The following is a 23,446-nucleotide window of genomic DNA, read 5'->3' on the forward strand; positions in this document are numbered from 1 at the left end:
CCCCATAGTTCAGTTGGAGGTAGTGGGGTCGAACCATGTGGGGGCGTCCGACATGGCTTGCTTGATCCGGAACAGGCAGTGCTCGTTCAGCTCGGGCAGGGCGTCGACCTCGAACCAGCCCACCTCCAGCGACTCGTCGTCGTTGACCCGGGCCTCGCCGCCGATGGCCCGGCAGCGGATGGTGATGTCCAGGAACTGGCAGGTGTCGCCGTTGTCGTACGTGACGGGGTCCCCGGCCTGGACGAGGACGATCCGCTCGGCGACACAGCGCACGGCCGTCTCCTCGTAGACCTCCCGCACGGCGCAGGCCGCGGGCTGCTCCCCCGGGTCCGGGATGCCGCCGATCACCGACCACTTACGGGTGTCGGACCGGCGGTTCAGCAGGACTCTGCCCTCGTCGTCGAAGACCAGGGCGGTGACTCCGGGGAGCCACAGCAGCTGATGTCCGGCGGAGGCACGGAGGGCGCGGATGAAGTCGGGAGTAGCCATGACGTCGACCCTAAGGGGCCGGTCAGGCCGCCCCGGCCCGTTTCAGGCAGCGTGCGACCGGGATACGACTAGACGTCACCGGCGCGTCGCCCGCGCACACCGGCGCCGACGGCCCAGCCCAGTCCGCCCGCCGCGACCAGTACGAGGGCGATCTCCGGCAGCACGCCGAGCCGCGTGGCGGGGGTCAGCGAGGACCGCAGCGGGACCTTCTGCACCAGCGAGTCGGCCACGAACATGCCGGTCCGCTGCGTGATCCTGCCGTCCGGCATGATGAAGGCGCTGACACCGCTGGTCACCGGCACGGCCACGGTACGGCTGTGCTCGACGGCGCGGACGCGGGACATGGCGAGCTGCTGGTACGTCATCTCGCTGCGGTCGAAGGTCGCGTTGTTGCTCGGCACGGAGATCATCTGGGCGCCGTCGGTGACCTCCGAGCGCACGGTCCAGTCGAAGGCGGCCTCGTAGCAGGTGACGAGACCGACCTTGGCGCCGTCCATGGTGAACACGCCCGGCTTGGTGCCGCGGCTGAAATCCTGGCGCTGCATCGAGGTCCAGTCGCTGTTGATCGCCCCGATGAGCGAGCGGAACGGCAGGTACTCGCCGAACGGCTGGATCTGGCGCTTGTCGTAGGTGTCGACGGGGCCCTTCACCGGGTCCCACAGGATCTGCTCGTTGTACAGCTTGCCGTCCCGCTCGACGACGCCACCGATCGAGACGGGCACGCCGATGGCCTTGACCGCCGTGTCGATGACGGCTCGGGCGTCGGGGTTGGCGAAGGGGTCGATGTCGGAGGAGTTCTCCGGCCAGAGCACGAAGTCGGGGCGTGCGACCTTGCCGGCCTTGACCTGGGCGGCCAGGCGTTCCGTCTCGCGCGCGTGGTAGTCGAGCACGGCCCGCCGCTGGGCGTTGAACTCCAGGCCCGCGCGGGGCACGTTGCCCTGGATCACCGCGACGGTGACGCTGCCGTCCTCGGCCTGGTCGCTGACCAGCGGCCGGGCCGCCACCGCGCCCACGACCGGCACGGCCACGCTCAGCAGGCCCACGGCCGCCGCGGCGCGCCGCACCGTCCCGGCCCGCCGCCACGCCACGGCCAGCCGGACGACCTCGTACAGCCCGAAGCCGCACAGGACCACCGCGAAGCCCAGCACCGGAGTGCCGCCGACGGCGGCGAGCGGCAGGAACACCCCGTCCGCCTGCCCGAACGCGATCTTCCCCCAGGGGAAGCCGTCGAACGGCACACGCGCGCGTGCCGCCTCGCCGGCGGTCCACACGGCCGCCGCCCACACCGGCCACCCGGGCAGCTTCGACACGACCGCGACACCCGCGCCGACCAGCGCGATGAAGAGCGCCTCGATCGCGACCAGGGCGAGCCAGGGGCCCGGCCCGACCTCCACACCGGTCCACACCAGCAGCGGCAGCAGGAAGCCCAGGCCGAAGAGGTAGCCGAGGCCGAGCCCCGCCTTCCAGCCGCGGCCGCGCAGCACCCAGCCGAAGGCGGCGAAGGCCGGCAGGGCCAGCCACCACAGGGTGCGGGGCGGGAAGCTGACGTAGAGGAGCAGGCCGGAGAGCGCGGCAGCGGCGGCCGGGAGGAGGCGCACGAGCCGCTGGGACCACGCCGCCGGTGTCCCGGGGGCGATCCGCGGCTTCAGCTGGTCCGACTCGTCGACGGAGGTTGCGGTGACGGTCACTCCCGGAGTGTAAGTCGACCGGCCTTGACGCCGACAGCGCGGCCCAGGGGGCGGCGACACGGCTCCGGTCGCCGCGCACGGGACGAGGGGCCCCCTCAGCCGCCCGCACCGCAGCAACGTTCCTGCTCATTTCGTCACGACACATCCCCAAACCGCCCACCAGCCGTTACGGTGTGCCGAAGCCTCAGTCGTGCGGTTATGGCGGTCCGTGCGGCCGGGGTCTTCACAGGTCGGGGGCGACGGGGTGCGGGGGGCGGGGCGGGGTGGGTGCCAGTGGGATGGCGTCCGGGGCGGACGCGGACGGCGAGAGACGGATCGCGCTGGACGCGGCGGGCGTGGTGGTGCTGGGGGCCTGCGCCGGCTGGTCCCTGATCACGGCGGCCGCGCGCGACGGCCGGCCCGAGGGTGTGCTCCTCGCGGTGCTGGCCGTGGCGGCCGGGTACGCCGCCGGGCGGATCAGCGGGGCGCTGCTGCCGGTCGCCGCGCCCTGCGCCGGCGCGCTGGCCGGCATCGGGCTGACAGTGGCCGTTCCGCATCTCGCTCCGGGCCCGCAGATCACCGTGCCCCTGGGGCACGCCGGGGCCACGGCGGCCGTGCTGACGCTGTCGGCGGGCGCCGCGTGCTGCGCCGCCTGGGCGGCTCCCGCGCCGGCCGTGCGGTTCGCGCTGCGCCTGGTGGCCGCCGGGACCGCGGTGCTGGCGGCCGTGCTCGGTTCGGCCACCGGCTGCGTCACGTGCGTGGCGGTGCTGCTGTGTTCGCTGGCCGCCGGCCGGACCCGGCGCCGCGGCTCCGTTCTCGCCGCGATGGCCGCGGTCGCCGTCCTGGTGACCGGCCTGACCTGCGCGATCGCCGCGCGGGCCGTGCCGGGCGGGTTCGGCGCGGCCGTCGAGGGGCGCCTGACGCCACACCGCGTCCAGCTGTGGCAGGACGCGTGGGGCCAACTGCGCGGGGACACCGCCCTGGGGGTCGGCCCGGGCCGGTTCGGGGAGCTGAGCGCGACGTCCGCCCAGTCACTGCTGTCCGACGGCAAGCCGCACTCGGCGCCGCTCCAGCAGGCGGCCGAGCAGGGCGTCGTCGGCGTGGCCCTGCTGGCGGCGGCCTTCGGCTGGGTGCTGTACGCGCTGTGGCGCGGGCCGCGCCCGACGCCGGTGGCGCTGACCGCGGGCGCGGCCCTGACGGTGCTCGCCGCCATCGCCGCGCTCGGCAACGCGTTGAGCTTCACGGCGGTGTCGGTGGGCGCGGGGCTGCTGGCGGGCATGGCCACGGCACGCCCGCTCGCCGACGAGCCGCCGAGCCGCGCCCCGGACCCCCATCCGCGGGACACCGGACGCACTCCCGCGTGGTGAGGGACGCCCTGGCGGCACGGGGGCTCCGGGACTCGTCCGCTCGGAGACGGAAGCACGTCAGGCCCTCCGATCGGAGGCGGTAGCCCGCCGGGCCCTGGAAGCGGCGGCCTCGGCTCGCTCGCTTCAGTGCGCGGGAGCGCCCGGCTTTCGGGGGCGCAGCCGGGCCTTGATCACCTCTACGGCCGCCTCCGCGTCGTCCACCGTGATCGTGAAGGTGTGTCCGTCCCACAGCTCCAGCACGACACCCTCCCCCTGGCGTACGACCACCGCGGTGCCCTTCTCGGGCCGCCACCGGTAGCCCCAGCCGCCCCAGTGGCGGGGCGTGACGTGGGAGGTGTACGTGGCGCCCGCCACATGGGAGAGCGGGATACGGCGGCGGGGCAGGCCGATGTGGCCGCAGCGCACCTCGAGGTGGTCCTCGTCGACCCGCAGGGCGACGTGCACGAAGGCGAGGGTTCCGAAGAGGACGAGGAGCCCGGCGGCGATGCACCCGACGACGGCCATGATGAGCGGAGCCGTGCCGGAGGTCCACGCCGAGTCGACCGCGAGTTCGATACCGAGCGCCATGCACGCCGCTCCGACGAGCGCCAGCAGCCACTGGACGCGGTTGGTCGCACGGCCGGTCCAGACGTCGGCATGCGCGGCAGAGGCGTTCTCGCCGTGGCGGTGGTCCCTCATGCATATGAGAGTACTCAGGTTTCGCTGCGCTGGTAGCCGGTGGCGGAGCGTGACTGGGCCGGCCGGGCGTCGGCCGGTTCCACCGCGGCGGCGACCGTCAGGAGGCCGCGGTCAGCGGGCCGGGGTGACCGCCTGCAGCAGCCGCCCCTCCTCGTACGCCAGGGCCGGCGCGGGCAGCGCACCCTCGCGTCCGCTCAGCAGCACGGTCAGGGTGCCGTGCGGGGTGGCGCCCGGCGCGGGCTGCTCGCCGAGCCGGCGCAGGGCCTGGGCGACCACGGCGCCCGCGGAGCCGTGCAGTACGAGGGGCGGGCGCCCGGGGCGCTGGACGGCGGTCCGGATGCGCTCGGCGACCAGTTCGTAGTGCGTGCAGCCGAGGACGACGGTGGTCACGTCCTCCGGGGTGAGTGCGGCGGCCGCGGCCACGGCGGCGTCGATCGCCGCCTCGTCCGCGTGCTCCACGGCCTCGGCGAGGCCCCAGCACGGCACCTCCGTGACGGGCACGCCGCCGGCGAAGTCCCGGATCAGGGTGCGCTGGTACGTGCTGCCGGTGGTGGCCGGGGTGGCCCAGATGGCGAGGTGTCCACCGCCCGCCGCGGCCGGCTTGATCGCGGGGACGGTGCCGATGACCGGAAGCTCGGGTTCGAGGCGGGCGCGCAGCGCGGTGAGCGCGTGCACGGTCGCGGTGTTGCAGCCGACGATCAGGGCGTCGGGGCGGCGCGCTGCGGCCGCCTCGGCGACGGCCAGGGCGCGCTCGGTCAGCTCCTCCGGGGTCCTCCGGCCCCAGGGCATGCCGTCGGGGTCCAGGGAGAGCACGAGATCGGCGTCGGGGCGCAGCCGCCGTACCGCGGCGGTGGCCGCCAGCAGACCGATTCCGGAGTCCATGAGCGCGATCTTCACCCGATCACGATAGACGATGAGCGGTCCCGGGCCGGTCCCGTGGGGCAGACTGCGCGCGTGAGCGCCGTTGTGTGGACTGCCGCTGGATCACTTCTCGCCTGGCTGTGGCTGCTGCTCTGCCAGGGCTTCTTCTGGCGCACCGATGTGCGACTGCCCCGGCGCGTGGAGCCGGACGTGTGGCCGGACGTGTGCGTCGTCGTCCCGGCCCGTGACGAGGCGGCGGTGCTGCCCGCCGCGCTGCCGTCGCTGCTCCTGCAGGACTATCCGGGGCGGGCGGAGGTCTTCCTCGTCGACGACGGGAGTACGGACGGCACCGGTGATCTCGCGCGTGACCTGGCACACCGGCACGGCGGGCTGCCGCTGACCGTGTCCTCGCCGGGCGAGCCGCCCGCGGGGTGGACCGGCAAGCTGTGGGCCGTGCGCCACGGCATCGGCCTGGCACGCGCGCGTGGTCCCGAGTACCTGCTGCTGACCGACGCCGACATCGCGCACGCGCCGGACAGTCTGCGGGAGCTGGTGGCGGCGGCCCGTTCGGGCGGGTTCGACGTCGTGTCGCAGATGGCGCGGCTGCGGGTGGAGAGCGTGTGGGAGCGGCTCGTCGTGCCGGCCTTCGTCTACTTCTTCGCGCAGCTGTACCCCTTCCGCCGGATCGGCGGGGAGGGGACGCGGACGGCGGCCGCTGCCGGTGGCTGCGTCCTGCTGCGGGCGGAGACCGCCGAGCGGGCGCGGATCCCGGACGCGATCCGGCACGCGGTGATCGACGACGTGGCCCTGGCCCGGGCCGTCAAGCGCGGTGGCGGCCGCGTCTGGCTGGGGCTGGCGGACCGGGTGGACAGCGTGCGGCCGTATCCGCGGCTGGGCGATCTGTGGCGGATGGTGTCCCGCAGCGCCTACGCCCAGCTGCGGCACAACCCCCTGCTGCTGGCCGGGACGGTGGCGGGGCTGGCACTGGTGTACCTGGTGCCGCCCGTGGCGCTCGTGGCGGGTCTGGCCACGGGCGGCGCGGCCGCGGCGGTCGCCGGGGGCCTCGCCTGGCTCGTGATGGCGGGGACGTACGTCCCGATGCTCCGCTACTACCGGCAGCCGCCGTGGCTCGCTCCGCTGCTGCCGTTCACCGCCTTCCTCTACCTCCTCATGACGGTCGATTCGGCCGTGCAGCACTACCGGGGACGGGGTGCGGCCTGGAAGGGCCGCACCTACGCGCGCCCGGACGCCGTGCCCGACGAGGGCTGACCACCGCCGGAGGGCGTCACTTCCTGCCGGGGGTCCAGTTCATGCCCCATCCGTAGGCCTGGTCGACGGTCCGCTGCGGGCTCACCCCGCGCTCGGGCACCAGGTAGCGGGCCTCCCGCTGGACGACCAGGTCGCCGCCGGTGTTGGTGATCAGGGCGAGCGCGCACACGGGTGAGGGGACCGTGCACTCGTCGAGGGAGAACTCGATCGGGGCGCCGTACTGCGGCTGGAGCGTGACGGTGGCGTGCAGGTCGGCGAAGGAGCGGGCGCCTTCGTAGATGGTGACGAAGACGAGGATGCGCCGGAAGGCGTTCTTGTGGTCGAGATTGACGGTGAGGTTCTCACCGGCCGCGACGGCGCCGGTGCGGTCGTCGCCGTCGAGGTGGATGTACGGCGGCTGGTGCAGTGCCCCGAAGGTGTTGCCGAGGGCCTGTACGACGCCCTTGCTGCCGTCGGTGAGTTCGAACAGGGCGCACAGGTCGAGGTCGAGGTCGGAGTGCAGCGCGGCCGGGCGGCCGAACTTGCTGCTCCATCCCGAGAACTGCTTGCGCACTTCCCAGTTGAGGTTCACGTGCAGGGCGCCGGAGGTCCCGCCCTGCTTGGTGAGCGAGACGGAGGGGGCCGCCTTGGTGAGCGTGACCTTGGTGAGGCGGACGGGTGCGGGGGGTTCCGCGGGGGGCGGCGGGGCGGCCTGCTGGGTCGTCGTCGTCGGGGGCGTGTGGGCCGGCGGTGCGGGCGCCGTCACGGGCGCCGCCTGCTGCGGCTCGTCCACCGTGATGCCGTAGTCCGTGGCCAGGCCTTCGAGTCCGCTGCTGTAGCCCTGGCCGACGGCGCGGAACTTCCAGGCGCCCTGGCGGCGGTAGAACTCGCCGAGCACGAAAGCGGTTTCGGTGGTGGCGCCCGGGTTGTCGAAGCGGGCCACCGGGGTGCCCTGGGCGGCGTCCTGGACCTCGATGTACAGGTCCGGGACCTGCCCGAAGGCGCCCCCGTCGGCGGAGGCGGCGAGGACGATCGTCTCGATGGCGGGCTCCACGCGCGCGAGGTCGACGAGGAGCGTGTCGGTCACGCGGCCGCCGGTGTTGCGCTTGCCCTCGTGGCGGATCGCGCCGGAGGAGTGCGCGGGCTGGTTGTAGAAGACGAAGTCCGCGTCGGAACGCACTTTTCCACTTACCAGCAGCAAAGCGGAGGCGTCGGCGTCGGGCACGCCCGGTCCGGTGCGCCAGCCCAATTCCACTCGCAGCGCCGCGGCGGGCACAGGAGTGTTTGAACCTTTCAGCATTTGCATGTCCGCCCCCATTGTGTGGCACCGCGCCAGGCCCATCCCGGCCGTCCGGACGAGTTCCGTTCCGACAACCTATTCCTCCCCGCGGCGAACTCCCATGCACGACGACCGGACGACCGGCGGCCAACCCCCGGCAACCCGCCCGGAACTCGGCCTTTACACGATCAGAACCCGGTTCGCCGCCCCTTTTTGCCGAGTTCGCTCGCATTGGGGATCCCAGGTCACTGCGGACACGGAAAACAACCCTCTTATCGGTCTCCCCAACCAGCACATCGTGGGCTTAACTTATGTGCCATGACCTCCCCCCGCTCCACCTATGGCGGCGGCTACTACTCCGCCTCCTTCCCGGACACCCCGATCTACGACAAGCTCGTCGCCGAGCGGGGCACCCCGCAGATCGCCCCGATCCGGGTCCCCGCTCAGTACGACATGCCGGCCGGCAACCTCCCCGCCCTCCCGTCGGCGCTGCCCGCGCTGCCGGCGGCCCCGTCCCAGCCCGCCTACGGCTATCCGCAGGCGCCACAGCCCGCCCCGCTCCAGCAGGCGCCCGCGGCGTACATCCCGCAGCAGGCCACCGCACCACGCGGCTACCCGGGGCCCCAGCCCCAGCAGCCGCGCCCGGCGGCGCCCGCGGGTTACGAGGCGATGCGCCCCGCGGCGCCCCGTCCCGCCCAGGCTCCTTACCAGGACCCGTACAACAACCAGCAGTACCGCGGTTACTGAGCCGCCGCCCCGGGGGCTGTCGGTGCCGGCTGGCACGATGGCCCCATGGGGAACGCACACCTGCACGCGATTCATGTCCATCCGGTCAAGGCGGTCCGGGGCCAAGCGCCCCGGGAGGCCGTCGTGGAGCCGTGGGGACTGGCCGGCGACCGGCGCTGGATGCTGATCGACGACGGGGGAAAGGTCGTCACGCAACGCCAGCAGCCGCGCCTCGCGCAGGCCGCCGCCGAGCTGCTGCCCGGCGGCGGCGTCCGGCTGTCCGCGCCCGGCATGGAGCCGCTCACGGTGCCCGTCCCAAGGTCGGTCGGTACCGTGCCGGCGCAGGTCTTCCGCGACAAGGTCGAGGCGGTCCCGGCCGACGACGAGTCCGCGCACGCCTGGTGCAGCGCCTACCTCGGCATCGGCGCGCGCCTCGTGTTCATGGACGATCCGGCCACGCGCCGGCCCGTCGACCCGGAGTACGCGCGCCCCGGTGACACGGTCTCCTTCGCCGACGGCTTTCCGCTGCTGCTCACCACGACGGCCTCCCTCGACTCCCTCAACGCCCTGATCGCGCAGGGCGACCACGCGGACGAGGGCCCGCTCCCCATGAACCGCTTCCGGCCGAACCTGGTCGTGACGGGCACCGAGGCCTGGGCCGAGGACGACTGGTCGGGCCTCGCCGTCGGAGAGGTGACCTTCCGCGTCGCCAAGCCCTGCGGCCGGTGCGTGGTGACCACCACCGACCAGGGCACCAGCGAGCGCGGCCGCGAGCCCCTGCACAGCCTCGGGCGGCACCGGCGGCTCGGCGGCAAGCTGGTCTTCGGCCAGAACCTGGTGCCCCTGTCCCGCGGCACGATCCGGGTCGGGGACCGGGTCAGGATCCTCGAGTAAGCGCAGGCGGCGGGTCTCCCGCAGGGGCGGGAACCGCGTCGGCGGCCCGGGCGTTGGCCTCGTGTGAGAAGTTCATGAGTGGCCCTGAGGAGAGGTGATTTCGCTCTCTCTTCGCCGGGTGCGCGCGTGGGCGGCTCCGTCGGGGGTTATCACGGAGCGGGAAGGGGGTGCAGGCGGTGCGAGCGATCAGCGGACTCTGGCGCTGGCGGCGCAACCCGTTGTGCCGCGCGACCGACCTGGCCGAGGCCTGGGCGGCGCTGGCGGCCCTGCTGCTGATCCTGCTCATCGCCCCGGTGGCCGGATTCCTCGTCGGGGGCACCGCCCAGGACGCCCTGCAGCGCTCCGTCCGGGAGCAGCACGAGGCGCGGCATCTGGTGACGGCCACCGTGGTCCGCAAGCTCGACCCCTCCCCGCTGGACGCCGACCCGGAGACCTCCACCGGCCGGGATCTGCGCAACCGCGTCCTCGCCGACTGGACCGCGCCGGACGGCACACAGCAGCAGGGCCCGGTCCTGTCGAGCCTCAAGGACCCGCAGCGGGGCGACGAGTTCCGGATATGGACCGACCGGCACGGCCGGCTGGTGGCCCGCCCCCTGGACTCCGCGACGGCGTCGACGCACGCGGTCCTCGCCGGTTTCGGCGCGGCCCTGGCGGCCGGCGGGCTCATAGAGGGCGGCCGACGGCTGATCGTCTGGCGCATGGTCCGCCGCCGGTACGCCCGTTGGGACCAGGCATGGGACAAGGCGGGCCCGGACTGGGGCAGGACGGGCACCGGCAGCTGACAGCCTTCCGGCTCTGGTCAACCCACCACCCGCGCGCACGCTACGGTGGTCCGGCCGAACCGTTCGGCACAACCCGCGTGCGAGCGAGCAGGAGGGACACGCCGGGTGTCGATGCCGCGTGCGCGCGCAGCCCCCGGGGGCCGGGCACGGCAGCGGCCCCGACACCGGCCACAGCGTCCCGAGGGCGAACGAGCCATCAGTACGACCGAGGTGGGGGCACAGCTACACCATGGCACAGGGCACGGTCCAGGTGACGCACACCGGCACGTCGCGGTGGCGGCGCCGCACGGGTGAGTACGCATCGCTCGCCGCCGCCCTGGAGGCCGCGGCCGACGGCGACGTCCTCACCGTCGCCCCCGGCACCTACCGGGAGAACCTCGTGGTGCAGCGCGCGGTGACCCTGCGCGGTCCCGAGGGCTCCCCCGGCTCGGTGCGGATCGCGCCCGTGGACGGGGTGCCGCTGACCGTGCGCGCCTCGGCGGTGGTCCAGGACCTGCACGTGGAGGGCCAGGACGCGGCCGCCCCGGCCGTGCTGGTCGAGGAGGGCACCCCGGAGCTGCGGGACGTGCGGGTGGTGACGCGGTCGGCGGCCGGGATCGAGGTGCGCGGCAGCGCCCGGCCCACGGTCCGGCGCTGCGCGGTCGACAACCCGGCCGGCATCGGCATCGCCGTACTCGACGGCGCGGGCGGGGTGTTCGAGGAGTGCGAGGTCGTCGCGGCCGGCCAGGCGGGCGTGGCCGTGCGCGGCGGCGCGCACCCCCGTCTGGAGCGCTGCCGGATCCACCACACGTCCGGCTCGGGCCTGTCGGCGACCGGGGAGAACACCGCGCTGGAGGCGGTGGGCTGCGAGGTGTACGAGGTGCGGGGCAGCGGGGTGCAGATCACCGGCCGGGCCACGGCGCACCTCACCGACTGCGATGTGCACCGCACGACCGCCGACGGGGTCACGCTCGACACGGACGCCGTGCTGACCCTCGCCGACTGCCGCATCCACGACATCCCGGAGAACGCGGTCGACCTGCGCTCCCGTTCCGTCCTCACGCTGACCCGCACCACGGTGCGGCAGTTCGGCCGCAACGGCCTGTCGGTGTGGGACCCGGGCACGCGCGTGGACGCCAACCAGTGCGAGATCTTCGACAGCACGGGCGACTACCCCGCGGTGTGGGTCAGCGACGGCGCCACCGCGGTCCTGGACTCCTGCCGGGTGCACGACGTGCCGGACGCGCTGTTCGTCCTCGACCGCGGCTCGCGCGCGGACGTCGTCGACAGCGACCTGTCGCAGGTGCGCAACACGGCCGTGTCGGTGAGCGACGGCGCGACGGCGCAGCTCGACGACTGCCGGATCCGGGACGCGGCGACGGGCGCCTGGTTCCGCGACCACGGCAGCGGCGGCACCCTCAGCAACTGCACGCTGGACGGCACCCAGACCGGCGTGATCGTCACCAAGGGCGCCGACCCCACCGTGGAGCGCTGCACGGTCGACTCCCCGGCGGAAGCGGGCGTCTACGTGTCGGCCGGGGGCCGCGGCAGCTTCCTGAACTGCCGGGTGACGGGCAGCGGCGGCTACGGCTTCCACGTGATCGACGGCAGCCGTACGACGCTCAGGAAGTGCCGCACGGAGCGGTGCGCGCGCGGGGGTTACGAGTTCGCGGACAGCGGCGCGGACGCGGCGTCCGGGGCGGGCCCGCTCGTCGAGGACTGCACGAGCGACGAGAGCGCGGGGCTGCGGGCGCCCGCGGCGCGGGAGACGGCCGTGCAGACGGTGAGCCACTCCCCCGGTCTGCTCGGCGCGGTGCCGGAGCAGCGCACCGAACCGCCGCCCCCGGCCCCGGTCGCCGAGCCCGCGCAGCCCGTCCGCACCTCCAAGGACGTCCTCGGTGAGCTGGACGCGCTGGTGGGCCTGGAGAGCGTCAAGCGCGAGGTGCGCGCCCTCACGGACATGATCGAGGTCGGCCGGCGCCGGCAGCAGGCCGGTCTGAAGGCGGCGTCGGTCAAGCGGCACCTGGTCTTCACCGGCTCCCCGGGCACGGGCAAGACGACGGTCGCGCGCCTGTACGGCGAGATCCTCGCCTCCCTCGGCGTGCTGGAGAAGGGCCACCTGGTCGAGGTGTCCCGGGTCGACCTGGTCGGCGAGCACATCGGCTCGACGGCGATCCGCACGCAGGAGGCGTTCGAGAAGGCGCGCGGCGGCGTGCTGTTCATCGACGAGGCGTACGCGCTGTCCCCGGAGGACGCGGGCCGTGACTTCGGCAAGGAGGCCATCGACACGCTGGTGAAGCTGATGGAGGACCACCGGGACGCGGTCGTGGTGATCGTCGCGGGCTACACGGCCGAGATGGAGCGCTTCCTGTCGGTCAACCCCGGTGTTGCTTCCCGTTTCTCACGGACCATCACCTTCAGCGACTACGGCCCCGAGGACCTGCTGCGGATCGTGGAGCAGCAGGCCGAGGAGCACGAGTACCGGCTGGCGCCGGGTGCGGCGGAGGCGCTGCTCAAGTACTTCACGGCGATGCCCAAAGGCCCGGCGTTCGGCAACGGCCGTACGGCGCGGCAGACGTTCGAGGCCATGGTGGAGCGGCACGCGAGCCGGGTCGCCCAGCTCGCCGAGCCCACCACGGACGATCTGACGTTGCTCTACGCCGAGGACCTGCCCGAGCTGCTCTGAGGTTCGCCTACGCCGCGGGCGGCTCGGGTGTGTCCCGTGGGGCCGGCGGCTCGGGTGTGTCGCGGGGTGCGGGCACCCCCGGCCGCAGGCGGGCCAGCAGCAGGCGGCGTTCCTCGGCGAACGCCGGGTCCGCCTGGTAGTCGGAGTGGCCGAGGATCGGCGCGGGCAGCGGCAGCAGGTCGGTGCGGCCGTAGGCGAGGGGGTCCTTCAGGGGCGGGTGGTCGACCTGGGGGCCGCGGTCGCCGGGCAGGCGCATGGGGCCGCCGATGGGGTCGGTGAGCCGGTACAGGTTGCGCCAGCAGTCGACGTCCCGGTGCAGGGAGCTGAGCGCGGCGGGGCCGAAGTGCGCCGGGAACCAGCGGCCGTACAGGCGCTCCAGCGGGGAGCCGTAGGTCAGCAGCGCGACGCGTCTGCGGGCGGAGGGGGCGAGTTGCCAGGCCGCGGCGGCGGCGAGCACGCTGCCCTGCGAGTGCCCGGAGATGACGAGGCGTCCGCCGGTGACCCGGGTCCAGGTCGCCATCCGCCAGGTCAGGTCGGGCACGGCGCGCTCGGCGTAGCAGGGCGGGGCGAAGGGGTGGGCGGCGCGCGGCCAGAAGGTGCCGACGTCCCACAGGATGCCGATGGTGCGGCGCGCGGCGGGGTCCTTGTAGGCGCGCCTGCCCCAGGTGACGAAGAGTATGAAGCCGAGGCCGATCAGCCAGGAACCGAGGGCCTGGGCGGTTTCCGCGGCGCCGTGGAGGACGGGGTAGGTGCCCCGTGCGGCCTCGCCGGGTGTCTGGTCGGTGGTCAGGGCACCGACGAGGGCTCCGGCGCCGAGCAGCAGGGTGACGCCGGAGGTGACGGCGACGATGCGGGGTCCTCGGTCGGTGAGGGCGGCCATGGCGCGGGCGTAGGCGATCCGGCGGGTGCGGGCGGGGTCCATGGCCGCGTCCGGGTAGTCGCGTGCGACGGCGTCGCGTTCGGCGCGGGCGAGCTGCCAGGCGCGGTGGGCCAGCCAGCCGAAGAGCCCCAGCAGCACGACGAGCAGCGGCGGGATCACGGACGCCTGCCAGGTCAGCAGGACCGGCGGGCCCGCGATCGACGCGCCCGTGCCGTCCAGCCAGTCGGAGACGCGCTGGGACACGCCGCCGGACATCACCCCGCCCAGGGCGCAGCCCAGCATCGCCACGGCCGGTCCGCCCATGCCCCGCAGCACGGCCCGCCGGTCGGGGTCGGTGCGGTGCAGGGTGTGGGCGACGACGGCCAGGACGACCACGAGCAGGCCCTGGGCCAGGGCGAGGCCGCCGAAGGCGGTGTCGCCCGGCAGCCGCCCTGCCGACTCCCAGCCGGGCCGCTCCCACCCGGCGTAGAGCAGGGCGAGGGCGAGCAGGGCGAGGGCGGCGAGCGGCAGGCGTCGTACGAAGCGCTCGTCGAGTTCCTTGTCCAGGCGCTTCTCGCTGCGGCCCCGGCGGCACACCACCCAGACCACGGCGACGGCGCAAGCGGCGAGGGCCGCTTCCAGGAGCAGGCCGAGGGTGTGCAGCAGGGCGGGGCCGCCGGGCTCGCGGTCGTGGCGGGCGGCGGCGCTGCCGACCGCGGCGGCGACCGTCAGCAGGCCGGCGGCGGTGTGCGCGGCGCGCAGCCGGGCCACCAGCCGGCGTCCGTACCAGAAGCCGGGCCGGCCGAGGGCGGTCGGTCCGGGGTCCTCGTCGGACTCGGGGTCGCGGGCGATCGGCTGCTGGGACTCGTAGTCGCTCCAGGTGCGCCGGGACAGGTACCAGAGGAGGCCGGTCAGGGCGGTGGGGACGAGGGAGGCGAGGGCGAGCCTGCGGCCGGGGCTGCTCCACCAGCCGCCGTCGGAGACGGTGGGTGAGAGGAAGCCCAGCCAGGAGTGGCGGTCGGCGCAGGCGGTCGTGCCCGCGCACTGCCAGGCGGCCAGGTCGAGGGCGACCTCGCAGGCCGCGGCGACGAGCAGCACCGTCAGGGTGAGGGCGGCGAGCCGCACCAGGAGGCCGTACAGGCGCACGGTGCGGCGGCGGCCGTGGGCGCTGGGGCGCATCCAGTGGGCGAGGTTGACGACCATGAACGGCAGGAGCAGCAGCCACAGGGCGCGGGTGCCGTTGCCGGAGGTGAGGTTGCACCAGACGTAGGCCTCGGGCACGGGGCCGTCCCGGCGGTGGGCGTCGGGGTTGTTCTCGGCGTCGACGTCGTCGGCGCGCCGGAAGACGGCCGCGATGTCGTCGCCGGTGATCCGCTCGGTCCGCGGGTCGTTGAGCATCTCCTGCGGCGTGGTGCCGCCCACGCCGTGGACCAGGAGTTCCAGGGCGGTGCCGGTCTCGCCGGGCCGCGTGGCCAGGCCGTCCGGTCCGCCGGTCGACGCATGTTCCTGCGCACGTTCCACTGATTCGCACATCCCCCGTGACACGCCGTCGGCTCTGTCCGTGCGGGCACAAGGATCTCCGGTTCGGCGGCGTCGTACACCTCCTGTCACGGAATCTTCCCGATCCGTGATGCGGCGGGGCGGCAGATGAGCCCTGGCGTGGCATGTGCGCGGCGAGCGGTCGATGCCGCCGGTCGCCCCGCGACATGCGAGGATGGGACGTCCGCGCACCGGAGCCGGGAGAAATGTCCTGGTTGGGGCGGGTGCGCTGGGCGTGTCGGACGGCATTGAGGCGAAAGGACCGGAGCGTACGTGAGCGAGAATCAGAACCTCCTCGCGGAGCAGCGGCGATCCCTGATCCTCGACGAGGTCCGCCGCCGGGGCGGAGTGCGGGTCAACGAGCTGACCCGCAAGCTCGGCGTGTCGGACATGACGGTCCGCCGCGACCTCGACGCGCTCGCCCGGCAGGGCGTGCTGGAGAAGGTGCACGGCGGCGCGGTCCCGGTGGTCGAGGCGAGTACGCACGAACCGGGCTTCGAGGCCAAGTCGGGCCTGGAGCTCACCGCCAAGGAGGACATCGCGCGGGCCGCGGCCAAGCTGGTCGCGCCGGGCGCGGCGATCGCCCTGTCGGGCGGAACGACGACGTACGCGCTGGCGCACCAGCTGCTGGACGTCCCGGACCTCACGGTGGTCACCAACTCGGTGCGGGTGGCCGACGTCTTCCACGCGGCGCAGCGCACCTCGGGCCCGCGGCAGGGCGCGGCCACGGTCGTGCTGACCGGCGGTGTGCGCACGCCCTCCGACTCGCTGGTGGGGCCGGTGGCCGACCAGGCGATCGCGGCGCTCCACTTCGACCTGCTGTTCCTCGGGGTGCACGGCATATCGGTCGAGGCCGGCCTGTCGACGCCGAACCTCGCGGAGGCCGAGACGAACCGGCGGCTCGTGCAGTCGGCGCGGCGCGTGGTGGTGGTCGCCGACCACACCAAGTGGGGCAAGGTGGGCCTGAGTTCGTTCGCCTCGCTGGAACGGATCGACACGCTCGTGACGGACGCCGGCCTGCCCGAGGAGGCGCGCGGGGTGGTCGCCGAGCATCTGCGGCGGCTGGTCGTGGCCGGGGAGCCCGAGCCCGAGGAGGGGGCAGACAGCTGACGGGGCGCCAGCTAGGGTGACGCTTCGGTCATCGCCCGCTTCCGTCCGGGAGGGCTGCGTCCATGGCTCACCGTCTGCGCCCGGTGGGGCTCGACTTCCTCGAGGTCGCGCCGGTACGGCATGTGTTCGTACGGGAGATCTCCGCGCCGGTGGAGGCGGTCTACCGTGCGCTCCACGACGACGTGCCCGGCTGGGCCGAGTGGTTCGCCCAGGTGCGGGCCGCCCGCCCGGTCGACGGCGGCGCGGGCCGCGACATCACGCTCACCGGGGGCGTCCGGTTCCGCGAGTCGGTCATCGCGGCGAAGGAACCCGAGGTGTACGCCTATCGGGTCGACGTCACCAACGTGCCCGGGGTGCGGGCGATCGTCGAGGAGTGGCGGCTCTCCCCGGCCGGCACCGGCACCCGGGTGCGGTGGACCTTCGCCACCGACGGGTCGGCGGTGTACCGGCTCGCCATGAAGCCGGTCCGCGCGGGCCAGGCGCGTGCCTTCCGGGACGCCGTGGCCGCGCTGGACCGCAGGCTGACGGCCTGAGCCCGGGCCCGGTCTCAGTCGGGCCAGACGCCGGTCGCCAGCAGCGAGTCGATCGCGGCGGTGTAGGGCTCGATGTCCAGCCCCTGGGCGGCGAGCCAGGCGTCCGAGTAGTACTTGTCGAGATAGCGGTCCCCCGGGTCGCACAGCAGGGTCACGACGCTCCCCTGCCGCCCCGCGGCCACCATCTCCGCCACGATCTTCAGCGCGCTCCACAGGCCCGTGCCGGTCGAGCCGCCCGCCTTGCGGCCGATGGCGCGCTCCAGGGCCCGTACGGCGGCGACGCTGGCCGCGTCGGGCACCTTCATCATCCGGTCGATCGCGCCGGGTACGAAGCTCGGTTCCATGCGGGGCCGGCCGATGCCCTCGATCCGGGAGCCGCAGTCGCACGTGACGTCCGGATCGCCGGTGGTCCAGCCGTCGAAGAAGCACGAGTTCTCGGGGTCGGCCACGCAGACGCGGGTGTCGTACTGCATGTAGTGGATGTAGCGCGCGAGGGTCGCGGAGGTGCCGCCGGTGCCCGCCGTGGCGACGATCCACGCGGGCTCGGGGAACCGCTCCAGGCGCAGCTGGCGGAAGATGGACTCGGCGATGTTGTTGTTCCCGCGCCAGTCCGTGGCCCGTTCGGCGTAGGTGAACTGGTCCATGTAGTGGCCGCCGGTCTCGGCCGCGAGCCGGGCGGACTCCTCGTACATCGTGCGCGGGTCGTCCACGAAGTGGCAGCGGCCGGAGTGGAACTCGATGAGGCGGATCTTCTCGGCGCTCGTGGTGCGCGGCATGACGGCGATGAAGGGCACCCCGATCAGCTTCGCGAAGTACGCCTCGGAGACGGCCGTCGAGCCGCTGGAGGCCTCGATCACCGGTCTGTCCGGCCGGATCCAGCCATTGCACAGGCCGTACAGGAAGAGCGAGCGGGCGAGGCGGTGCTTGAGGCTGCCGGTGGGGTGCGTCGACTCGTCCTTCAGGTACAGGTCGATGCCCCAGCGCTCCGGCAGGGGGAACTGGAGCAGATGCGTGTCGGCCGAGCGGTTGGCGTCGGCCTGGACCCTGCGGACGGCCTCTTTCAGCCACGCGCGGTAGGCGGGGTCGGTGTGGTCGACGTCGAGGGTCACGCCGGTCCGGGTCTGCCGGGGAGTGCTCACGAGGGGGCTCCTAACGCTGCGCGCCGACAACGGGGCGCGCGGCCGGCACCCCCGATCATAAGCACCCGGCGCACGCTTCTCACCTGCATAAACGCGCCTTTGAGCCCCCCAAAGCGCCCCCTGGGGCAGAGGCCGGGGCAAGGGGGCGCGCGGTCCCGGGGGCGCTTTCGCGTGTGTGCTGCGGGCGCCCCCCGGCGAGGGGGCCGCATGGACTGGTGCTCGACGCCGGGCGGGGGCAGACTGCACCGCGGGACCGAGGCCCCGGGCGGGGCGACGGCGGGGTGGGAGCACCGCCGGAGCGACGCTTCCGGTCGAGGCGGGCCAGGGTTCCGGCAGGCACAGCGCGCCGTCCGCGAGCGGCACGCCGCCCTGCGGGACCGGGCCGCGGGACGGGGCAGACTGGATCAGGACGGGGGCCCGTACCGGCACCGCGCGGGGCGGGCGGGAACACCGAGGCGCACAAGGGGGCGGGTGGCATGGCGGAGCCGGAGTTCAGGGCCACGGGCGTGCGGATCGGGAAGCGGCTGCGTTCGCTCACCCGGGCCGGCCAGGTCCGCATCAGCGACGGCCGGCTCGAGCTGCTGACCAGTTACGGCAGTGAGATCGACAGCGCGCCGGTGCAGGCCGTGCGCGCCTCCAAGCCCTGGTTCGGCCCCGACGGCCGGGCCACGGCGGATCTCAACGGCAAGCGGTACCTGCTCACCCTGGGCGACCACGACCCCGCCCCGGGCGAGCCGGGCCCGCCGGCCGCGCGGCGCTTCATCGAGGCCGTGCGCCGGGCGGCGGGGCGCGGCGACTGAGATGGCCGCGAGTTGCGGTACCCCACCCCCTGGGTCACTCTTGTCTCACGTCACTCTGGGTTTACCGGCGATAACGCTGCGAACCAGCCCGCCGGCCACGACAGCGGGCGGCAGTGTCACGAAGGCGCCCTGCTGGATCCGAACTCCGTGTTCTTCCGGACCTCACGTCGGGGAGTCGCAGCCGTGATCAGCTACCCAAGCAGGCACTGCACGGTGGAGCTCCAAGCCCTGCCGTCGCGGATCGGCCAGGTCCGCAGAATCGTCTCTGCGCAGTTGCGCTACTGGCATCTGGACGCCCTGATCGACCGGGCCTCGCTCGGTGTGACGGAGCTGCTGTCCAACGTCCACCGGCACGCCCAGCCCGACAAGACCTGCACCGTGGAGATAGAGCTGCTGCTCGACCGGCTCACGGTCTCGGTGCGTGACCATGACCCGCGGATGCCCGTGGTGGAGGACCCCCAGGACATCGCGCCGCTGGCGACCCGCGGTCGCGGGCTCGCGATGGTGGCCGCCATGAGCGAGAGCTGGGGCGTGCGGCCGGACGGCGAGTCCGGCAAGGTCGTGTGGTTCACGCTGCCGACGTCCTCCCCCGCGGTGGCGGCGCCGTCGCGCCGGTCTCGGCGCGCGGCCCAGGAGAAGCCCGCGCGCCGGTTCGCCGAGGTGGGACACTCCGGCGACGGGCTGCGGCCCGACCATGCTCCCGCCCGGTCCGCCGTTGCCGGTTGACCGGGCGGTGACCACCCGTTCGCTCGGCGGTCGCCGGCGGGGCGTACGCAGCGGGGTGCGATCCCGGGGCGTGCGCCGCCCGGCGGGGCCGCCCGGCGGGGCCGCCCGGCGGGGCCGCCCGGCGCCGCGGACCGCGGCCCGCCACCGTGCGGTTCCGCGGGGCGGCTCGGCGCGCGGCCGCCGCCTGACGGGCCGGTGCCCCGGCCTGCCGGCAGGTTCACGCGCCACCGCCCTTCGCCGTGCGCCCGAACTCCTCGTTCAGTACGGAGAGGCGGCGCCAGTACTCGTCCTCGTCGATCTCGCCGGAGGCGAAGCGGTGGCCGAGTACGGCGATGGGTGAGTCGTTCCCCACGGGGGACTGCCGCCAGGGGCCGCCGCGGTGTCCGCGCCACGCGGTGCGGCGCAGCAGCGCGATGCCGCCGCCGATGACCAGCGCCCAGATCACCGGGAAGAACAGGATCCACGGGCCGGGCCCGCCGCCGTCGTAGTTCGCCAGGGTCTGCATGTCGTCCACTCCTCGGTCGCCGTGCCGGAATGCCTGTGCTGTCGAGGGTCGTCCCGCGAGGCTGCCCGGTCGTCGTACCGCCGGCGGCAGTGCGCGTACCCCGCGCGGAGTAGACGGCCGGGTCGCGGCTGCTTCTCCCATCTCGACGTCTGTACCTACTGGTATGTACAGTGCGTGCATGAGCACCTCGGAACGGCTGATCGAATCCACCCGCGAGCTGCTGTGGGAGCGCGGCTACGTGGGCACCAGCCCGAAGGCGATCCTGGAGCGCGCGGGCGCCGGGCAGGGCAGCATGTACCACCACTTCAAAGGCAAGCCCGACCTCGCGCTGGCCGCGATCCGGCGGACCGCCGAGGAGATGCGGGCCACGGCCGCGGCCGTGCTGGACGGCCCCGGGACGCCGTACGAGCGCATCGCGGCGTATCTGCGGCGCGAGCGGGACGTGCTGCGGGGCTGCCCGGTCGGCCGGCTGACCATGGATCCGGACGTGATCGCGAGCGCCGAGCTGCGCGCGCCGGTCGACGCGACGCTCGACTGGCTCCGGGAACGGATCGCCGCGATCGTCGAAGAGGGCAAGGAGCAGGGCCAGTTCGCGCCCGGCCTGGACGGCCGGGAGATCGCGACCGCGGTCGTCGCGACCGTCCAGGGCGGTTACGTCCTCGCCCGCGCCTCCGGCTCTCCCGACGCGTTCGACGCGGGCGTGCGGGGGCTGCTCTCCCTGCTGGCACCGCGCACCTCCTGAGGAGACCTTCATGCACGCCATGCAGTACGAGCTCACCCTGCCCGCCGACTACGACATGGGCGTCATCCGGGACCGCGTCGCCCGGCGCGGGAGGCTGCTCGACGACTGGGACGGGCTCGGCGTCAAGGCCTACCTGATGCGCGAGCGCGGCCTGCGCGGCTCGCCGGTCAACCAGTACGCGCCGTTCTACCTGTGGAACACCGTCGAGGGCATGAACGCCTTCCTGTGGGGCGGCGGGTTCCAGGGACTCAGCGACGACTTCGGGCGGCCGTCCGCGCGGCAGTGGACGGGGCTCGCGTACGAGGAGGGGCAGGGCTCGCGGGCGCGGTGCGCGGTGCGGCGGAGTCAACCGGTGCCGCAGGGCGTGCCGTTGGCCGGCGTGGTGGCGGACGCGGTGGGCGAGGCCCGTCGGCTGGCCGCCGGGGACGGGGCCCTGCTGGCCGCTGCCGCCGTCGACACCAGCCGCTGGGAGCTGGTCCACTTCTCCCTCTGGGAGCATGACGCGCCCGAGGCCGGTGGCGACGTGTTCGAGGTGCTGCACCTGTCGGCGCCGGGTCGGGAGCGGCTGCCCCGGGGGCGGCAGTGGTGAGCGCGGTCCGTACGGTGCTGGGGGACGTGCCGCCCGGGGACCTGGGGGTGTGCGACGCCCACGACCATCTGTTCTTCGGCAGTCCCCGGCTGCCGGGCCAGGAGCTGAGCAGCGTGGCGGCGGCGCGGGCGGAGCTGGCCGCGTTCCGGGAGCAGGGCGGCGGGGCCGTGGTGCAGTGGACGCCGTACGGGCTCGGGAGGCGGGCCGCCGATCTGCCGCCGCTGTCCCGGGAGTGCGGTGTGCACGTGGTGGCGGCGACCGGGCTGCACCAGGACGTGCACTACGACGAGGACACCCTCGCGGGGCTGCGGGGACGGCTCGCCGACGTCTTCGTCGCCGAACTCACCGACGGCATCGGGCCGCCGGGGGTGCGGGCGGGGCTCGTCAAGGTCGCGGGCGGCTTCCACGCCCTGGACGCGCATGCCCGCTGGACCATGACGGCGGCGGCCGAGGCGCACCACGCGACGGGCGCGCCGATCGCCGTGCACCTGGAACTGGGCACCGGTGCGCTGGACGTACTGGACCTGCTGTGCGGGGAGTTGGGGGTGCCGCCGCACCGGGTGGTGCTCGGGCATCTGAACCGCTCCCCCGACTTCGTGGTGCACCGGCAGGCCGCGGAGTCCGGCTGCTATCTGGCCTTCGACGGGCCGTCGCGCGCGAACCACGCCACGGACTGGCGGATGCCGGACGCCGTACGGGCCCTGGCCGACGCCGGGTTCGGCGATCGGCTGCTGCTGGGCGCGGACACCACGACGGCCGCCGCCCGCTCGGTGGACGGCGGCCCCGGGATGCCGTATCTGCTGCGCCGCGTGCGGCCCCGGCTCGCCCAGGCCGTGGGCGAGGACCTGGTCGAGCGCGTCCTCGTGGACAATCCGGGCCGGGCGTTCGCGGTGGAGTGGCGGCGCTGACCTCAGGTCGAGGCCTGGTCGCTGTCCTTCATCGCGCCCCAGCCGTGCCAGCGGTCGACCTCGACCCAGGCGCTCACCCGGGGGCGGGCGCGCTCCGGGTAGGGCTTGCCGAGGTAGTGCCGGGCGAGGCGGTCGATGTCGGCCAGGCCCTCGTCGTCGTACATCTCGGTGACGCGGCCGATCAGGGTGACGTGGGTGTACCAGTCGTCGCCGGCCAGGACGGTGAGGGTGACGCGCGGGTCGCGGCGCAGGTGCTTCAGGCGGACGCGGCCCGCGTCGAAGTTGACCAGCACCCGGCCGTCCTGCCACGCGTACCAGGTGGCGGTGGACACCGGCGCGCCGTCGGAGCGCACCGTGGCCATCACGCACGGGTTGGGCCGGCTCAGCAGGGCGTCGGCCTCGGGCGGCAGCGGCGGCTTGGACATGGAGGGACCTCCTAGGAGTGGGGCTTGTCGTCGAAGCTGGCGAAGTAGGCGGCGGCCATGTCCTCGTCGCCGTGGCCCTGGGCGGCGGCGCGCTCCAGTCGGGCGGCGGCGGCCTCGGCCACGTCCAGGCGGACGCCGTTCTCCGCACCGGCCCGGACGATCAGGCGGGCGTCCTTGGCGGCGGTGCTCACGGCGAACTGGGGCGGGGTGAGCCGGTCGCCGAGGACGAGGTCGGACTTGGCGCGCAGATAGCCCATGTCGAGCGGGCCGCCCGCGATGAGGTCGAAGAAGCCGTGCGGGTCGACGTCCAGGGCCTCGGCCAGGGCGAGGGCCTCGCCGGCGGCGGCCGTGGCGGCGAGGACCCAGCTGTTGGCGACGAGCTTCAGGCGGGTGGCGGCGCCCGTGGCCCCGTCGTCGCCGGTCCACACGGTGCGGGCGCCGACGGCGTCGAAGACCGGCGTCACCCGGTCCCGGCCCTCGGCGGGGCCGGCCGCGAGCACGGTCAGCTGCCCGGCCTCGGCGGGCTGGCGGGTGCCCAGGACGGGGGCGTCGTAGAAGACCAGGCCGTGCTCGCGGGCGAAGGCGGCCAGGGTGCCGAGGGACTCGAGGCCGGCGGTGGTGGACTGCACCCACGCGGTGCCGGGGCGCAGGGCCGGGGCGGCCTCGCGCATGGTGTCCAGGGCTGCCGGGCCGTCGTAGAGCATGGTCAGGACGACGTCGGCGTCCCGGACCGCCTGCGCGGGGGTCTCCGCGAGGTGCGCGCCCTCGGCGGCCAGGGGCTCCGCCTTGGCCCGGGTGCGGTTCCAGACGCGGACGGTGTGTCCGGCGCGGGCGAGGTTGCGGGCCATCGCGGCGCCCATGATGCCGGTGCCCAGGACGCTCACGGTGAGCTTGTCGGTCATTGCGTCAACTTCC

23 protein-coding genes are annotated in these 23,446 nt (G+C 74.3%); 13 read left to right on the plus strand and 10 right to left on the minus strand.

Annotated features, from left to right (window positions below; translation table 11 throughout):
• Positions 1-9 precede the first annotated feature (9 nt).
• Both C1703_RS02735 and lnt read right to left on the minus strand, forming a co-directional pair.
• The gene (locus tag C1703_RS02735; protein WP_114250356.1) at positions 10-489 is read right to left on the minus strand and encodes an NUDIX domain-containing protein; all 480 of its coding nucleotides are present in this window, start codon (positions 487-489) and stop codon (positions 10-12) included.
• 68 nt (positions 490-557) lie between these two features.
• Entirely contained in the window at positions 558-2,177 is a 1,620-nt protein-coding gene (gene lnt, locus C1703_RS02740; protein WP_114250357.1) for an apolipoprotein N-acyltransferase, read from the minus strand.
• Between the two features lie 278 nt (positions 2,178-2,455).
• Between lnt and C1703_RS02745 the strand changes: the two genes are divergently transcribed.
• Positions 2,456-3,523 carry an O-antigen ligase family protein gene (locus C1703_RS02745; RefSeq protein WP_198678067.1) on the plus strand — a complete coding sequence of 356 codons (1,068 nt, stop codon included), beginning with the start codon at positions 2,456-2,458 and terminating at the stop codon, positions 3,521-3,523.
• 123 nt (positions 3,524-3,646) lie between these two features.
• Here the strand turns inward: C1703_RS02745 and C1703_RS02750 are convergent, their stop codons facing one another.
• Positions 3,647-4,201, minus strand: coding sequence for a hypothetical protein (locus C1703_RS02750; protein ID WP_114250358.1), 555 nt, complete (start codon positions 4,199-4,201; stop codon positions 3,647-3,649).
• Positions 4,202-4,312: 111 nt separating this feature from the next.
• The gene (locus C1703_RS02755) at positions 4,313-5,098 is read right to left on the minus strand and encodes an aspartate/glutamate racemase family protein (protein WP_114250359.1); all 786 of its coding nucleotides are present in this window, start codon (positions 5,096-5,098) and stop codon (positions 4,313-4,315) included.
• Positions 5,099-5,155: 57 nt separating this feature from the next.
• On the opposite strand from C1703_RS02755, the gene C1703_RS02760 reads away from it, so the two are divergent.
• Positions 5,156-6,331, plus strand: a complete 1,176-nt coding sequence (locus C1703_RS02760) for a glycosyltransferase (protein WP_232840396.1) — start codon at positions 5,156-5,158, stop codon at positions 6,329-6,331.
• 16 nt (positions 6,332-6,347) lie between these two features.
• Here C1703_RS02760 and C1703_RS02765 read toward each other — a convergent pair whose 3' ends face one another.
• Positions 6,348-7,610 (minus strand): TerD family protein, encoded by a 1,263-nt coding sequence (locus C1703_RS02765; protein ID WP_114250361.1) that lies wholly within the window; start codon positions 7,608-7,610, stop codon positions 6,348-6,350.
• A 297-nt stretch (positions 7,611-7,907) separates the two neighbouring features.
• On the opposite strand from C1703_RS02765, the gene C1703_RS02770 reads away from it, so the two are divergent.
• The 4 genes from C1703_RS02770 (at position 7,908) to C1703_RS02785 (ending at position 12,656) form a co-directional block, all read left to right on the plus strand.
• Positions 7,908-8,336: a DUF6643 family protein gene (locus C1703_RS02770; RefSeq protein WP_114250362.1), complete on the plus strand. Its 429-nt coding sequence runs from the start codon at positions 7,908-7,910 to the stop codon at positions 8,334-8,336.
• A 45-nt stretch (positions 8,337-8,381) separates the two neighbouring features.
• Entirely contained in the window at positions 8,382-9,209 is an 828-nt protein-coding gene (locus tag C1703_RS02775; RefSeq protein ID WP_114250363.1) for an MOSC N-terminal beta barrel domain-containing protein, read from the plus strand.
• Positions 9,210-9,385: 176 nt separating this feature from the next.
• Positions 9,386-9,991, plus strand: coding sequence for a hypothetical protein (locus tag C1703_RS02780; protein ID WP_114257261.1), 606 nt, complete (start codon positions 9,386-9,388; stop codon positions 9,989-9,991).
• Positions 9,992-10,220: 229 nt separating this feature from the next.
• Positions 10,221-12,656: a right-handed parallel beta-helix repeat-containing protein gene (locus tag C1703_RS02785; protein WP_114250364.1), complete on the plus strand. Its 2,436-nt coding sequence runs from the start codon at positions 10,221-10,223 to the stop codon at positions 12,654-12,656.
• A gap of 7 nt (positions 12,657-12,663) precedes the next feature.
• Here the strand turns inward: C1703_RS02785 and C1703_RS02790 are convergent, their stop codons facing one another.
• Positions 12,664-15,036 carry a hypothetical protein gene (locus tag C1703_RS02790; protein ID WP_114250365.1) on the minus strand — a complete coding sequence of 791 codons (2,373 nt, stop codon included), beginning with the start codon at positions 15,034-15,036 and terminating at the stop codon, positions 12,664-12,666.
• A gap of 291 nt (positions 15,037-15,327) precedes the next feature.
• On the opposite strand from C1703_RS02790, the gene C1703_RS02795 reads away from it, so the two are divergent.
• Together C1703_RS02795 and C1703_RS02800 are read left to right on the plus strand one after the other, a co-directional pair.
• Positions 15,328-16,164 carry a DeoR/GlpR family DNA-binding transcription regulator gene (locus C1703_RS02795; protein ID WP_114250366.1) on the plus strand — a complete coding sequence of 279 codons (837 nt, stop codon included), beginning with the start codon at positions 15,328-15,330 and terminating at the stop codon, positions 16,162-16,164.
• A gap of 62 nt (positions 16,165-16,226) precedes the next feature.
• The gene (locus C1703_RS02800) at positions 16,227-16,697 is read left to right on the plus strand and encodes an SRPBCC family protein (protein ID WP_114250367.1); all 471 of its coding nucleotides are present in this window, start codon (positions 16,227-16,229) and stop codon (positions 16,695-16,697) included.
• 14 nt (positions 16,698-16,711) lie between these two features.
• Here C1703_RS02800 and C1703_RS02805 read toward each other — a convergent pair whose 3' ends face one another.
• Positions 16,712-17,836: a PLP-dependent cysteine synthase family protein gene (locus C1703_RS02805; protein WP_114250368.1), complete on the minus strand. Its 1,125-nt coding sequence runs from the start codon at positions 17,834-17,836 to the stop codon at positions 16,712-16,714.
• Between the two features lie 476 nt (positions 17,837-18,312).
• Between C1703_RS02805 and C1703_RS02810 the strand changes: the two genes are divergently transcribed.
• A complete protein-coding gene (locus C1703_RS02810) occupies positions 18,313-18,636 on the plus strand; it encodes a hypothetical protein (RefSeq protein ID WP_114250369.1) in 324 nt (107 codons plus the stop codon).
• A 183-nt stretch (positions 18,637-18,819) separates the two neighbouring features.
• Positions 18,820-19,362 carry an ATP-binding protein gene (locus tag C1703_RS02815; RefSeq protein ID WP_114250370.1) on the plus strand — a complete coding sequence of 181 codons (543 nt, stop codon included), beginning with the start codon at positions 18,820-18,822 and terminating at the stop codon, positions 19,360-19,362.
• 217 nt (positions 19,363-19,579) lie between these two features.
• Here C1703_RS02815 and C1703_RS02820 read toward each other — a convergent pair whose 3' ends face one another.
• The gene (locus C1703_RS02820; RefSeq protein ID WP_114250371.1) at positions 19,580-19,867 is read right to left on the minus strand and encodes an SHOCT domain-containing protein; all 288 of its coding nucleotides are present in this window, start codon (positions 19,865-19,867) and stop codon (positions 19,580-19,582) included.
• Positions 19,868-20,030: 163 nt separating this feature from the next.
• On the opposite strand from C1703_RS02820, the gene C1703_RS02825 reads away from it, so the two are divergent.
• Genes C1703_RS02825 through C1703_RS02835 form a run of 3 tightly spaced genes read left to right on the plus strand, consistent with a single transcriptional unit; the run spans position 20,031 to position 22,106 of the window.
• The gene (locus tag C1703_RS02825) at positions 20,031-20,609 is read left to right on the plus strand and encodes a TetR/AcrR family transcriptional regulator (protein ID WP_198678068.1); all 579 of its coding nucleotides are present in this window, start codon (positions 20,031-20,033) and stop codon (positions 20,607-20,609) included.
• Positions 20,610-20,619: 10 nt separating this feature from the next.
• Complete coding sequence (locus C1703_RS02830; RefSeq protein WP_114250372.1) at positions 20,620-21,198, plus strand: DUF4865 family protein; 579 nt, start codon at positions 20,620-20,622, stop codon at positions 21,196-21,198.
• On the plus strand, positions 21,195-22,106 hold the full coding sequence (locus C1703_RS02835; RefSeq protein ID WP_114257263.1) for a phosphotriesterase: 912 nt from the start codon (positions 21,195-21,197) through the stop codon (positions 22,104-22,106). Before C1703_RS02830 ends, C1703_RS02835 begins: the two co-directional genes overlap by 4 nt.
• A gap of 2 nt (positions 22,107-22,108) precedes the next feature.
• On the opposite strand, the gene C1703_RS02840 is transcribed toward C1703_RS02835, so the two are convergent.
• The gene (locus C1703_RS02840) at positions 22,109-22,531 is read right to left on the minus strand and encodes a PPOX class F420-dependent oxidoreductase (protein ID WP_114250373.1); all 423 of its coding nucleotides are present in this window, start codon (positions 22,529-22,531) and stop codon (positions 22,109-22,111) included.
• Between the two features lie 11 nt (positions 22,532-22,542).
• A complete protein-coding gene (locus C1703_RS02845) occupies positions 22,543-23,433 on the minus strand; it encodes an NAD(P)-dependent oxidoreductase (protein ID WP_114250374.1) in 891 nt (296 codons plus the stop codon).
• Positions 23,434-23,446: the final 13 nt, after the last annotated feature.

This window comes from Streptomyces sp. Go-475, from assembly GCF_003330845.1.
Classification (GTDB): domain Bacteria; phylum Actinomycetota; class Actinomycetes; order Streptomycetales; family Streptomycetaceae; genus Streptomyces.